Annotated in this window: 8 protein-coding genes; 3 read left to right on the top strand and 5 right to left on the bottom strand. The window is 71.4% G+C overall.

All coding sequences use genetic code 11. From position 1 onward, the window contains the following. Position 1: 1 nt before the first annotated feature. Positions 2–3,799: a translocation/assembly module TamB domain-containing protein gene (locus tag GXW78_RS26030; RefSeq protein WP_211871841.1), complete on the top strand. Its 3,798-nt coding sequence runs from the start codon at positions 2–4 to the stop codon at positions 3,797–3,799. Positions 3,800–4,119: 320 nt separating this feature from the next. Here GXW78_RS26030 and GXW78_RS26035 read toward each other — a convergent pair whose 3' ends face one another. From GXW78_RS26035 to soxR, 3 genes are all read right to left on the bottom strand, one after another. Beyond that, entirely contained in the window at positions 4,120–7,602 is a 3,483-nt protein-coding gene (locus GXW78_RS26035) for a hypothetical protein (protein WP_211871842.1), read from the bottom strand. Between the two features lie 110 nt (positions 7,603–7,712). After that, entirely contained in the window at positions 7,713–8,867 is a 1,155-nt protein-coding gene (locus tag GXW78_RS26040; RefSeq protein WP_211871843.1) for an NADH:flavin oxidoreductase/NADH oxidase, read from the bottom strand. 77 nt (positions 8,868–8,944) lie between these two features. Then, a complete protein-coding gene (gene soxR, locus GXW78_RS26045; RefSeq protein WP_211871844.1) occupies positions 8,945–9,400 on the bottom strand; it encodes a redox-sensitive transcriptional activator SoxR in 456 nt (151 codons plus the stop codon). 67 nt (positions 9,401–9,467) lie between these two features. Between soxR and GXW78_RS26050 the strand changes: the two genes are divergently transcribed. Continuing rightward, positions 9,468–9,854, top strand: coding sequence for a DoxX family protein (locus GXW78_RS26050; protein WP_211871845.1), 387 nt, complete (start codon positions 9,468–9,470; stop codon positions 9,852–9,854). Positions 9,855–10,111: 257 nt separating this feature from the next. Here GXW78_RS26050 and GXW78_RS26055 read toward each other — a convergent pair whose 3' ends face one another. Both GXW78_RS26055 and GXW78_RS26060 read right to left on the bottom strand, forming a co-directional pair. Beyond that, complete coding sequence (locus GXW78_RS26055) at positions 10,112–10,981, bottom strand: metal ABC transporter permease (protein ID WP_211871846.1); 870 nt, start codon at positions 10,979–10,981, stop codon at positions 10,112–10,114. A gap of 245 nt (positions 10,982–11,226) precedes the next feature. Then, positions 11,227–11,976, bottom strand: coding sequence for a metal ABC transporter ATP-binding protein (locus GXW78_RS26060; protein WP_211871847.1), 750 nt, complete (start codon positions 11,974–11,976; stop codon positions 11,227–11,229). A 182-nt stretch (positions 11,977–12,158) separates the two neighbouring features. Here GXW78_RS26060 and GXW78_RS26065 point away from each other — a divergent pair, with 182 nt between their 5' ends. Beyond that, entirely contained in the window at positions 12,159–13,442 is a 1,284-nt protein-coding gene (locus tag GXW78_RS26065) for a DUF445 domain-containing protein (RefSeq protein WP_211871848.1), read from the top strand. Positions 13,443–13,478 lie beyond the last annotated feature (36 nt).

A 13,478-nucleotide genomic window follows, 5' to 3' on the forward strand; every position in this document is an offset into this window, starting at 1 on the left:
CATGCGGCGGACCCTCCGAATCGCGACCCTGGTGATCGTCGGCCTGCCGCTGCTGGTCCTGCTGCTGCTGACGGGCGCGCTGGTCTGGGCGAATACCGAGGGCGGGCGGTCGACGATCGCGCGGCTGGCCGGGGACTTCGTGCCGGGGCTGAGCATCGAGGGGCTGACCGGCCCCCTGCCCTCCCGCATCGGCGTGGCGCGACTGGCGATGGCCGATGCCGAAGGACCGTGGCTGGAACTGGAAGGGGCGGAGATCGCGCTCGACCTGCCGGCGCTGCTCGGGCGGGAAGCGCGGATCACCGTTCTTTCGGCGCGGCGGGTCGCCCTGCACCGACTGCCGCCGTCGAGCGAACCGCCGCCGCCCCCCGACCCGAACGCACCGCTGATCCCGGCCTTGCCGGAGTTGCCGGTCTCGGTACGGCTCGACCGCCTGGCGGTGGAACGGATCGAGCTCGGCGAAGCTGTCGCAGGCGTCGCCGCGGTGCTGTCGGCCGAGGGCGAGCTGGTCTACGCCGCCGGACGGCTGTCGGCGCGCATCGCGGCGCGGCGGCTCGACGCGCCGGCCGAGGTGACGGTGAACCTCGATCTTGCGCCGGGCGCCGACCGGCTGCAGGCGCGGGTGGAAGCGCGAGAGCCCCCGGGCGGGCTGATCGCCACCATGCTCGGCCTGCCGGATCGCGCCACCGAGGCGCTGCTGACGCTGGACGGGCCGGCGAGCGGGGCGAAGCTGGACCTGCGGGCCTCGCTGGGGTCGGACCTGACCGTGACGGCGAGCGGCGACGTGCATGCCGCGTCCGACGGCGCGGCCGGTGCGCGGCTGACGCTTCGGGCGGAGGCGGCACCGCTGCTGCCCGAAAACCTGCGCCCCATCGCCATGCCGCTGGACGTGACGCTCGATGCCGGGATCGACGCCGCTCAGCGGGTGGCGTTGCGGGGGCTGACGGTGCGGGCGCCGGCCGGCGAGGTGACGGCGGAAGGCAGCGCCGACCTGGCGGCCAGCACGGTGGATATCGGCGCGCGGGTTGCGCTGGCCGGCAGCGCGGCCTTCGGGGAGCTGGTGCCGGAGGCGGCGCGGTGGGACTCGCTGCGCGCCGACCTGCGCGCGACCGGGCCTATGGCAACGCCGACCGTCGCGCTCGATGTCGCGCCAGAAGGCTTCGGCAGCAGCATCCCGCAGGCGGTCGCGGCCCTCGGACCGGCGCCACGGTTGACGCTGCGCGCCACCCTGCCCGACCGGATCGAGGCACTGACCCTGGAGGGCGCTGCGCTGCGCGTCACGGCCGAGGGCGGCGTCGGTGAGACGCTGGATGCAACGCTGCGCGCGACCGTCGCCGACCTCGCGCCCCTGGTCCCGGGCTTCGCCGGCGGGGTGCAGGCGGAGCTGCGCGCCACCGGGCCGCGTACCGATCCGTCGCTGGCGCTGACGGCGCAAGGGGAACGGCTGGAAGGCCAGGGACAGGTCGTCGAGGGGCTGGCGCTCGACTTGCGGGTCGCGACGCCGTTCTCGGCGCCGCGCGCGGATGGCACCCTGCGCGCGACCTATGCCGGGCTACCCGTGACGCTCGACCTGCGCGGCCTGCCGGAAGGCGAGAAGCTGCGCATCGAGGCGCTGACCGCGGGCTTCGGCCCGGCGCGGCTCGTCGCGCAGGGGCTGGTCGATCCGCAGGCGGCGACCTTCGTGGGTGAAGCGAACCTCGACGTGCCGGACCTGGCCCCCTTCGCCGCGCTGGCCGGAACGCCGATGGCGGGACGGGTCGGTATGCGGGCTGTCGCCGACCTGCGCGACGGGGTGCAGGGCTTCGACGTGACGGTCGAGGTGCCGCAGGCCACCGTCGCCGGCACGCCGCTCGGCGGCACGCTGAAGGCGGCGGGGACGCTGGCGGCGCTTGAAGCCTCGCTGGAAGGGCGCGCCCAGGATGCGCGGCTGACCACCCGCGCCAGGGTGACCCAGGATGGCGAGGCGCGTCGCATCGAGGTGCCGGAGCTGCTGTTGCGCCGCGGGGCCGATAGCCTGCGGACCACGGCGCCGGCACGCATCCTCCTGGCCGCCGACGGCGCGGTCGCGGTCGAGGCGCTGACGCTGACCACGAGCCGCGGCGGCACGCTGCGCGCGGAAGGCCGGTGGGGTCCGGAACAGGCCGATCTGCGCGTCACGCTCTCGGCGCTTCAGGTCGCCGGGCTGATGGCGCTCGCGTCCCCCGACACGCCGGCGGAAGGCACGATCGGCGCTGAGGCGCGCGTCACCGGACCGGTCGCCGATCCTTCGGCGCGCTTCCGGGTGGAGGCGACCGGCCTGCGCTTCACCGATCCCGCCCTGCGCGGTCTGCCGGCCGGTCGCGTTGTTGTCGAGGGCACGGCCGGGGCGCGGGCGGCCGATGTGCGGCTGGAGGCGGCGGCCGGGACGGCGCTGCGCGCGACAGGCACGGCGCGGCTGCCGGGCGGCTTCGCCGCGAATGCGCCGCTCGCCGTGCGGCTGGAGGCGAATTCCGACCTGGCGGCGCTGGGCGGGCCACTGCTGGCGGCCGGGGCGCAGCGCGTGACGGGGCGGGCGACGCTGCAGGTGGATGTGGCTGGCACGGTCGGCGCACCGCAGGCGAGTGGGCGGATCAGCGTGGCGAACGCGACCTTCCGCGACCTGGCCCAGGGCATCACCCTGACCGGCATCGCCGCCGAGCTTCGTGGCGATGGCGACCGGGTGACCATCGAGCGTTTCGACGGTCGCACGCCGGGCGGCGGGACGCTGGGGGCGACCGGCACGATATCCCCGGCCGCGCCGGGCCTCCCGGCCGAGATCACCGTCACGGCACGCAATGCCCGGCCGTTGCGGTCGGACCTGATGACCGGCGTGTTCGATGCCGATCTGCGGCTGGCCGGGCAGTTGTTGGAACAGTCCCGGCTGACCGGGCGCATCGCGGTGAAGCGGCTCGACATCACCGTGCCCGAGGGGCTGCCGCGCAGTGTGCAGCGGCTCGATGGCGTGCGCGAGACCGGGCAGCGGCCCGCAGGCACCCCGCCGCTCGCGCCGCCCGCACCGCGGACCGATCCGAACGGGAACGGGCAGACCATCGCGCTGGAGGTCGAGATCGCCGCGCCGCGCGCCGTCTTCGTGCGCGGCCGCGGGATCGATGCGGAATTCGGCGGGACGCTCGGCCTCGCCGGCACCGCGGCCGCGCCGATCGTTACCGGGGGGCTGACGCTGCGGCGGGGCGAGTTCTCGGTGTTCGACCGCCGGCTTGATTTCCGCCGCGGCACCATCTCCTTCGATGCCGGCACGCTGGTGCCCTCGCTGGACTTCCTGGCGACGGCGCGGGCGCGGGAGGTGACGGCGAACGTGACCGTGACCGGGCCGGCGAACAACCCGAAGCTGGAATTCTCCTCCACCCCCGAACTGCCGCAGGACGAAGTGCTGTCGCGGCTGCTGTTCGACCGCCGGGCGAGCGAACTGAGCCCGTTCCAGCTTGCGCAGCTCGCCCAGGTGCTGGCGGGCGCGGCGGGGCTCGACGTGCCCGGTGCGGGCGGCATTCTCGACCGCATCCGGCGGGCACTGGCGCTCGACCGCCTTGCGGTGGGCAGTGACGGCAACCAGGGCAGCGACAGCCGCGGCCAGGGCGCGACGCTGGAGACCGGGCGGTATGTCGCGGATGGGGTCTATGTCGGCGTGCGGCAGGGGGCCGATGGCGGTCCCCCGCGTGTCGGCGTGCAGGTCGACGTGCTGCCGCGGGTGCGGGTGCAGGCGGAGACGGGTGGAAACAGCAGCGCGGGCGACCGGCTAGGGGTGACGTTCGAATACGAGTATTGAAGCGGCGCGGGGTTACTCGATGTCCGGTGGCGGCAAGTCAGAGGAGGGCTCTGCCCTCCCTCCGAACCTCCACCCGCCAGGGGGTTGGACCCCCTGGACCGCAATCTGTTGGTGCGGGGCGCGGCGGTCTTCGCGCGCAAGGGCGGGTTGCGGCACCCTTCCTGCCAGCGGCGCACCGCACCGGGTTGAGGTTTGCAAAGGCCTTTCGGCCTTTGCTGGGGTGGTTTGGAGGGGCAACGCCCCTCCAATTCGACAGCCGAGATATCGGGCCAATCAGGAGGGGTCCGGAGGGCAGCACGCCTGTCCCCCAGGCGCGTGACCTATCCGATGAGATGAAAGTCGCTGAGCGTCGCCCCCGTCACGCGCAGCGTCTCGGCCGTGAATCCGTCCGTGAACGAGAACATCCCGTCGCCCAGATCCGAGACGGCGACCGGGCGCGTGCTCACCACCACCAGGCGGTCGCCCTCGCCGGCGTTGAAGTCGAGGATGGCGTCGCCCTCCGTCTCGCCGAACACCATCCGGAAGATGTCGGCACCGGCCCCGCCGCGCATCACGTCGGCGCCCGCGCCGCCATTGATGACGTCGCGACCGTCGCCGCCATCGATCGTGTCGCTGCCGGCGCCGCCGAGGATCCAGTCCGCACCGCGACCGCCGAGGATCAGGTCGTCGCCGTCCTCGCCCCAGAGCTTGTCGTTGCCGTCGCCGCCGAACAGGGTGTCTCGGCCGCTGCCGCCGAGGAGCCGGTCTGCGCCGCCCCCGCCACGGATCAGGTCGTCGCCATTCCCGCCCCAGAGCCGGTCGTCACCGTCGCCGCCGAACAGGGTGTCGCGGCCGGCGCCGCCGGCGATGGTGTCGGCCCCGGCATTGCCCACCATCAGATCGTCACCCGCGCCGGCCATCAGGTAATCGTCGCCGGCACCGCCCCAGACGGTGTCGTCGCCAAAGCCGCCCGTGGCGGTGTCGTTGCCGTCACCGGCAGCGACAAAGTCGTTGCCGGGCCCCGCCCGGACGCGGTCATCGCCGGCACCCGCCCAGATCTCGTCGTGGCCGGTGCCGCCATGCACGAAGTCGTCGCCACTGCCGCCGAGCAGCGTGTCGTCGCCGTGGCCGCCCGACAGCCGGTCGTCGCCGTCATCGCCGCGAAGTCGGTCGTTCCCACGGCCGCCATCGAGGATGTCGTCGCCACCGCCGCCGTCGATCGTGTCGCTGCCGGCATTGCCGAACAGGAAGTCCCTGCCCGCCTGTCCCGCCAGGATATCGTCGCCGCTGCCGCCGGACAGGCCGCTGCCGCCGGGATCGGCGAGGCCGCTGCCGGAGACGCTGTCGGCGAACAGCACCTGGTCGTCGAGCAGGAAGCCCTTGTAGTCCTTCAGCACGACATTGATGGTCGCGGCGACGCCGCCCGGATTGTGGATGACGAGGTGATCGCCGAGCAGTTGCGTCTGCGCCCGTGTGGCGCCGATCAGCCGCAGGTCGATGAGGTCGTTGTCCTGGTATGAGAAGTCGGTGATCGTATATGTCACGGTGGTGGCCGACGGGACGACCGACACCAGCTGGAACAGGTCGGTGCCGCCGCCGCCGGTGAAGGTGAACTCGCCGGCGGAGAAGCCGCCGAGTGTGTCGGCGTTGGCGGACCCGATCAGTGCGAGCGGATAGCCGCCAGCGTAGTTCAGCACATCGCCCTGCGCGTCGCCGCCGCTGGTCTTCGCGCCGGTGTTGAAAAGCTGGACCGAGACGCCCTGCGCCGAGCCGGCGTAGCTGAAGGTGACGCCGCCGGCGGTCGCGTCGATGTAGTCGGCGCCGGCGCCGCCCTCGACCACGCCGCCCGCGGTCATGCGGATCCAGTCATTGAGCGTACCGCCGATGACGTTCTCGAAGCCCGTGAGGGTGTAGAGGTTGGTGGGCGTGAAGGGCGGGGCGTTGCCGACCGGCGCCGTGGTGCTGGACGGCGCGGCGCGCTCGCCCGCCTGCCCGGTCGTCAGATCGACGAAGAGCTGCATCGGCGCCATGTACTGGCCGTAGAACACGCCGAAGGTGTCGGTGCCATCACCGCCGTCGAAGGCGCCGGAGCTGCCGCCGCCATAGATCGTGTCGTCGCCGGTGCCGCCGGTGATGTCCTCGCCGAGGCTGCCTGCCCTGAAGCTGTAGATCAGGTCGTTGCCGTCGCCGCCGTGCAGGATGTCGGAATCGGTGGAGCCGTAAATGATGTCGTCGCCGCCGAGGCCATGCACCTCGGATGGCACCCCGGCGAAGACGGTGTCGAGATCCTGCATCGATTCCGGCGGGAGGATCGTCGGGTTGATCGTCAGGACGTCGGCATATTGCGTGCCGACGATGAAGGCGTTGGTGTAGTCGTCCTGGCTGCTGTGATAGATGAGCCCGCCGATGGCGCCGAACATCTCGACCGACATGCCGGCGGGAAGGTTGGCGCCGGATGGCGGCGTGAACCCACCATCGCTGAGATAGCCGCTGAGGTTCGAGAGCGAGCTGAAATTGCCGTCATGCTCGATGTTCGTCGCGTTCGACAGGACGATGTTGAGGAGCAGCTTGATCTGGTCTTCATCGTTCTGCGTGAGCCCGACCGAGGCCAGGAAATCGTCGCTCAGCCTTACCTCGGCATACAGTTTCTGGTTGGCATTGTCATAGAACTGTATGCCCCAGCCGGTGTCGCCCCCGGCATCCGGGTTGAAGTAGACGACCGTCTCCGCAAGATCCACGCCGGCCGCCACCGGGAGGACCAGGATGTCCTGGCTCGGATCGAAGTCGCGAATGACGAGGACATCCTCGGCGGGCGTCTCGCTCGGGCTGAGATTCGCGATCCAGCTGAAGAAATCCGCCACCAGCGCGTCGCCGATGCCGCCCAGGGCCGCGGAGATGAAGCCGGTCGCGAGGTCCTTCGCTTCGCCCTTGAAGAAATCGGCAAGGACGCTCTGGACACCATCCCCGTTGATGATGGCGAGGTTCTTGTCGACGAACTGGCCCCAGAAGGAAGCGCCGTCATTCGCTTCCTCGCTGTAGCTCAGCATGAAGACGTCGGCGCCGCCGCCGCCGGTCAGGATGTCGAGGTAGCCGGTGCCGCGCGGGCCGCCATACAGGAAGTCCGACCCCGTGCCGCCGGTGATGGTGTCCGACCCGTCGCCGCCGAACAGCTGGTTGCTGCCCGAACTGGTTGAGATCAGGTCGTTGCCCTGCCCGCCCGTGAGAATGTCGTCGCCGCCACCACCGTGGATGGTGTCGTTGCCGTCGAGGCCATCGATCGTGTCGTTGCCGTCGCCCGACGGATCATAGGCAGCCGGGGTGAAGCCGGTCGTGCCCGGCCAGAGCACGAAGTAGTCCGCCTCGTCGCCATACAGCAGGTCGTCCTGCCAGGTGCCGACGATGGAATCATTGCCCGAGCCGCCATAGGCGTTGAGCGCGTTGTCATCGATGGGATCGGGCGTGGAGATGACGTCGTCGCCCGGGCCGGCCAGGATGTAGGACGACTGGAACTGGTCCTGCATGGCCGGCGGCTGCACGGCGATGCTGATCGTGTCGTCGCCCTCGCCCGTGCCGAAGGTGCCGTAGATCTCCGTATAGAGCGTGTCGTCCTGGTCGATGCCCGAGGGCGTCGTCCAGACGTACCAGTACTGGTAGAAGGTCTCGAGAAACTCGTTGCTGATGTTGATGTCGTAGGCATTGTCGGCCGCGACCTTGTAGACGAGGGTCAGGTCGTCGCCGGGATTCTCGTCATGGTTCTGCGTCCAGCCGCGCGCGGAGATGCTGACGGCGCCCACGCGAAGCGCTTCCCGATCGCCCCAATTCATGAGAATTATCCCATTTTTGCGCAGAGCCATGCGCCTGCGCTTAACTTATAATCAATCTAGGGTCGTATTGTATGCAGCGGCAAGGGTGATCCGGGGCCGCCGCGCGCCGGTCATCCCGGCGGCGCACCCAGGGCCTCGATCACCGCGGCGCGCTTTTCCATCCACCAGCCATGCTGGGGCGGCCAGCACGCGAAGACATCTTCCGTCGTGCCCGGCTCCAGCACGCCGCGCGCCATCAGCGCCCAGTTGGGGTTGTTCATCGCCTCGCGACCGATGGCGATGAGGTCGGCCTCACCGGCGGCGAGCGCCGCCTCCGCCTGGTGCGGGCCGATGATGAGGCCGACGGCCATGGCGGCGAGGCCCGTCTCCCGCCTGATCTCCGCCGCATAGGGCAGTTGGAAGCCATAGCCGCGCGGCACGCGCTTCGATCCTGTCGCCGAACCGCCGATGCCGCCCGAGGAGCAATCGACCACGTCGACGCCGAGCGTCTTCATGGCATGGGCGAAGGCCAGGCTGTCTTCCATCGTCCATCCGCCATCCACGCCATCCACCGACGAGATGCGGACGAAGACGGGGCGGTCCTCCGGCCAGGCGGCGCGCACGGCCTCGATGACCTGCAGGGGGAATCGCATGCGGCCGGCGAGGTCGCCGCCGAAGCTGTCGTTTCGGGTGTTGGAGATCGGAGAGAGGAACTGGTGCAGCAGGTAGCCATGGGCGCAGTGCACCTCGACCGCCTCGAACCCTGCGGCGCGGGCGCGCTTCGCCCCGGTCGCAAAGGCATCGACGATGCGGGCCATGCCGGCGGCGTCGAGCGCCGCGGGGGTCAGGAAACCGTCGCCGATCGGCTTCGCCACGGCAGAGACGATGTCCCAGGTGGTTTCGCCGCGCGCGACCTGGTCCGGGCCAAGCGGGCCGTTGCCCTCCCATGGCCGCTGCATCGCGCCCTTCCGGCCGGCGTGGCCAAGCTGGATCGCGGGCACCGCACCCTGGGTCCTGATGAAATCCGCAATGCGCTTCAGCGGCGCGATGTGGTCGTCGGACCAGAGGCCGAGATCGCCATGGGTGATCCGCCCCTCCCGCAGGACGGAGACGACCTCGGAGAAGACCAGGCCGAAACCGCCCACCGCGAAGCGGCCGAGCTGGACCATGTGCCAGTCATTCGCCATGCCCTCGGTCGCGGAGTACTGGCACAGCGGCGGCACCACCGCACGGTTGGGGATGGTCAGGCCACGCAGCGTCATCGGCGAGAACAGCAGCGATCCCATGCGGGGCGTCCTCCTGGGGCGATTGGTTGCGGCCAGGATGGAACGGGTCGGGCGGCGATGGAAACCCGGCGCTCCGGTCAGCGCCGCAGCAGGATGCGCGGGCCGGCGCCGTCGCGGGCCAGCCGGTCCTCCGGATTGCGTAGCGGGCAGTCGGCCAGCGAAAGGCAGCCGCAGCCGATGCAACTGTCCAGTTCGTCGCGCAGGCGCCGCAGCGTCTCGATCCGCTGGTCGATCATCGACTGCCAGGCCCCGGCGAGCCGCCGCCAGTCATCCGCCGCGGGCGAGCGCCCGGCGGGCATAGCAACGAGGAACTCCGCCATCGCCTTCAGCGACAGCCCCGCACGCTGCGCGACCTGGATGATGGCGATCCGCCGCAGCACCGAACGTTCGTAGCGCCGCTGATTGCCTGCGGTGCGCCAGCCGGCGATCAGCCCCTGCGCCTCATAGAAATGCACGGTCGAGACCGGCACGCCGCTGCGCGACGCGACCTCCCCGACCGTCAGACCCGTCTTCGTGCGCTTGACCTCAACCATGGTTGAGGTTCTATAAGCCCTGTCGGCCGGGCGCGGAAGCGCCGCGCCCCCATTCGCCGGAGCCGACATGACCCCTTCCCGCTCGCCCCGATCCCTGCTGCGCTTTGCCCTGAACGGCCTGCTGGCCGTGTTCTTCCTGGTGGGCGGCACGCTGAACCTGTTCCCGCCGGACGCCATCCGGCAGGACTATGCCCGCTGGGGCTATCCGGCCTGGTTTCACCTCGTGACCGGCACGCTGGAACTGCTCGCTTCCGGGCTGATCGCGATGCCGCGGACCCGCGAACTCGGCCGTGCCATCGCGGCCGTCGTGATGCTGGGGGCGCTGACGACCCTGCTGGTCTTCGCGGATTACGGGCATGCGATGGCACCCGCTATCGTGCTCGCCGCCCTGCTGGCGAGCCAGTACCTCGACGGGAAGGCGCGCGCGGCACACTGGGAAGGCCGGGCATTTTAATAGGCCCTCAAGCGGCGGGCGGCGGCCATCCGGCCGCCTTGCCTTCGCGCCCTGCACGGCCGGCGCCGCGGACTAGGGACGGTCTGGGCGCGGTCGCGCTGTGCGCTCGCGGCCCGCGGCCTCGGCCCAGGCCGAAGGCGTGTCGAGATCAGTTGGGGATGCTATCCCCGCGGCGCCGGGGCCAATGACGGCGCGGGCGCGGTCGTGCCATGCGCTCCCGGCGCGAGGCCTTGCGCCGGGCCGACGGAGCATTGATCTCAGCCCGCGAGGTGCCGTCGCCGCAGCAGCCGTGACAGAAGCCCGTCCACCGGGCCCGCCAGCACCGACACCGCCCAGGCGCCGCCGGCGATGAGCACGATCGCCGGCCCGGTCGGCACATCCGCGTGGTAGGACAGAACCAGCCCCGCGACGGAGGACGCGACCGCGATCCCCACCGCCGCATAGGCCATGCCCGAGACCTGCCGCGCCCAGTGCCGGGCGGCGATCGCCGGCAGCATCATCAGCCCCACCGCCATCAGGGTGCCAAGCGCCTGGAACGCCGAGATCACGTTCAGGACCACGAGCGCCTGGAACACCAGATGCCACGCACCGCCCCGCGCGCCGGCGGCCGCCGCGAAGGATGGGTCGAAGCATTCCAGCACCAGCGGTCGCCAGGCGAAGGCCAGCACCAGCAGCGTCAGCGTCGCGACGCCGGCCATCAGCAACAGTGCCGGGTCGTCCACGCCCAGCACGCTGCCGAACAGGATGTGCGTGATGTCAGCGCCCCCACCCCCGCCAACGGAGATGATCGCGACGCCCGCGCCGAGCGCGAGCAGGTAGAGCGCCGCGAGCGTCGCATCCTCCCGCCCGCCAGTCGCGCGCGACAGCGCCCCGGCGCCGACGGCGACCACCAGGCCGGCGACCAGCCCGCCGAACCACAGGAACGGCGCGGAGAAGCCCGCGAGCAGGAACGCGATCGCCACGCCCGGCAGGGCGCCATGCGCCAGCACGTCTGCCGTCAGGCTCATGCGCCGGAGTACGAGGAAGACGCCGAGGACAGGCGCGGAAACGGACAGCGCGAGGCAGCCGACGAGGGCGCGCCGGAGGAAGCCGAATTCGGCGAAGGGGGCGATGAGAAGGTCGTGCATCGTCGCAACGGGCCGGAAAGGGTGTCCCCTACCCGGCCATGAGCACCCGCTCAGGCTGCCTCGCCGGCGCGGACAAGGCCCGCATCAGCCAAGCGGCCTTCGGAGGCCAATACCCGGTACCGGGCAGAAGGCGCGTCGGAACATTCGTCCTGCCTGCGGCGCCGGGCGCCAAGTCGAGGTTTCCAAAGGCCCTTCGGCCTTTGGCGGGGAGGGTCCGGGAGGGGCGGCGCCCCTCCCGCATCGCGTCACGCCGCGCGGTCGCAGGCCGCGGCGTCGTCCGCCCAGGCCTCCGCCATCATCCGCGCCTTCATCCGGTTCGCCGCCGTCAGCGCATCAGCGGTCGGCCCCCAGGCGATGGCGTCGCGGGCGAGAACCAGCGTGTCGGGGAATTCGCGCGTCACGAGGTCGAGGTCGTGCAGCACGGCCACCACGGTTCGCCCCTCCCCGTGCCAGTCCCGCACCAGCCGGAGCAGATCGGCGGCCGTGCGTGCATCCACGGCATTGAAGGGTTCGTCGAGCAGCAGGATGTCGGCGTCCTGCACGAGGAGCCGGGCAAAGAGCAGCCGCTGTGTCTGGCCGGCGGAAAGCGAGCCGACGGGCCGCCGCTCGAAGCCAGAGAGGCCCACGGCGGCGAGGGCTTGCCGGGCGCGCTCGCGGTCCTCGGCGGAGGCGGCGCGGAAGGCGCCAAGGCGCGGCCACAGCCCCTGCATCACGACGTCGAGGCAGGCGATCGGAAAAGCGCGGTCGAGTGCAGCAAGCTGCGGCAGCAGGCCGATACGGGCCGTGCCTTCGTGAAGGATGGCCCCGCCCTGCGGCTTGTGCAGCCCGGCCAGTGCCCGGAGCAGCGTCGTCTTCCCTGCCCCGTTCGGCCCGACCACGGCCGTCAGGCTGCCTGGCGCGAAGCGGCCGGAGACATGGTGCACCGCCGCCCGCGCCCCATGGGTGAGCGTCAGATTGTCGAGCCGGATCCCGGCCGGTGCGCGCCGGCCGGTCATGCCGCCATGGCCCAGGCCACGGCCGCCCACAGCAGCGCCGACACGCCAGCCGCCAGCACCAGGCGCGACGCGGCACCGGCGGACAGCGCGAGCGGATCGGTCAGGCGGAACGTCATGAGGTTATGATGTAACATACGGTCGGTGCTGGGCAAGGGCGGCGCGGCGCCTTATCTCCGCGCCTGATGCAAGGCAGCCCTCTCCTACCCGACCCCGATGCCGACCTTCGCCGCAGCCTGCGGCGCCACCGATTTCTCGCGACGGGAATGCTCGCCGGAATGGCGGGGCTGCTGGTCGGGACCTATTGGATGCCGCCGGGGTACTGGACGGATCTGCTTCAGGCCTCGGCGAAGGCGGGCGTGGTCGGCGGGCTGGCCGACTGGTTCGCGGTGACGGCGCTGTTCCGCCACCCGCTCGGCATCCCCATCCCGCATACCGCCATCGTGCCGAACCAGAAGGAACGTCTGGGGCGGGCGCTGGGGCGCTTCGTCTCGTCGCATGTGTTCACGGAAGCAGAACTGCGCCGGGTGATCGGGCGGCTCGACCTTGCGCGCATCGTGCAGCGGTTCCTCGCCGATCCGGCGGCGATGCGCCCCGCGGCGGAGGCGCTGGCCGGCAACATGCCGAAGCTGGTGGCGAGCCTGGAGGACGGGCGCGCGCGCAGGCTGCTGGTGCGGCTGCTGCCGCGCATCGTTTCCGGGCCGGCCGGGGCGCGGCTGGTGTCGCGGGTGCTGCGGGCCTTCGTCGCCTCGGGCCGGCACCAGGAAGTGTTCAGCCTTGCCATCGGCCAGCTGAAGGTGTTGCTGACAGCGCGTGAGGAGGCGCTGCGCGGCGTGATCGAGGCGCGCATCCGCGCCGAGGGCGGCGCCGTGATCGGCTGGTTGGCCGGCGCCACGGTGGCGAAGCGCATCCTGGCCGCGATCAACACGGAGCTCGGCAAGGTCGAGCCGGAGGATTCCGAGCTGCGCGCGGCCTTCGCGGAATGGCTGGGCCATGAGATCGAGCGGCTGGAGACCGACCCCGAACGCGCCGAGGCGATCGGCCGCGTGCTGCGGGAGGCCCTGGCCCATCCCTCCGTCGCGATGTGGCTGATGGATGTGTGGGGCCGGCTGCGGGCGGCGCTGGTCGCCGATGCGGCGAGGCCCGACGGGCGTACGGTCGCGCTGCTGTCGGGCGTCTTCGCCAATGCCGGCGCGATGCTGGCCGACGATCCCGGTGCGCGCGAGCGGCTCAACCAGGCGGTGGAACGCGTGCTGATGACGCTGCTGCCCAGCGCGCAGGCGCAGCTATCCGACTTCATCGCGGGCGTGGTCGGCAATTGGGATGCGAAATCGGCCTCGGAGAAGATCGAGTTGCGGGTCGGTGCCGACCTTCAATACGTGCGGATCAACGGGACACTGGTCGGGTTTCTCGCCGGCGGCGCTCTGTTCGCGCTGCTGAGCGCGATGTTCGGGCGGGTGGCAAGCTAAGGCGAACCGCCTTCTCCGCCACGAGCGCACGGGCGA

Origin of the sequence: Neoroseomonas terrae (assembly GCF_018129025.1) — a bacterium.
Lineage (GTDB): Bacteria > Pseudomonadota > Alphaproteobacteria > Acetobacterales > Acetobacteraceae > Neoroseomonas > Neoroseomonas terrae.

Coding starts and splice junctions, on each gene's coding strand:
- GXW78_RS26030 (WP_211871841.1), top strand. CDS start 2: ATGCGGCGGACCCTCCGAATCGCGACCCTGGTGATCGTCGGCCTGCCG.
- GXW78_RS26035 (WP_211871842.1), bottom strand. CDS start 7,602: ATGAATTGGGGCGATCGGGAAGCGCTTCGCGTGGGCGCCGTCAGCATC.
- GXW78_RS26040 (WP_211871843.1), bottom strand. CDS start 8,867: ATGGGATCGCTGCTGTTCTCGCCGATGACGCTGCGTGGCCTGACCATC.
- soxR (WP_211871844.1), bottom strand. CDS start 9,400: ATGGTTGAGGTCAAGCGCACGAAGACGGGTCTGACGGTCGGGGAGGTC.
- GXW78_RS26050 (WP_211871845.1), top strand. CDS start 9,468: ATGACCCCTTCCCGCTCGCCCCGATCCCTGCTGCGCTTTGCCCTGAAC.
- GXW78_RS26055 (WP_211871846.1), bottom strand. CDS start 10,981: ATGCACGACCTTCTCATCGCCCCCTTCGCCGAATTCGGCTTCCTCCGG.
- GXW78_RS26060 (WP_211871847.1), bottom strand. CDS start 11,976: ATGACCGGCCGGCGCGCACCGGCCGGGATCCGGCTCGACAATCTGACG.
- GXW78_RS26065 (WP_211871848.1), top strand. CDS start 12,159: ATGCAAGGCAGCCCTCTCCTACCCGACCCCGATGCCGACCTTCGCCGC.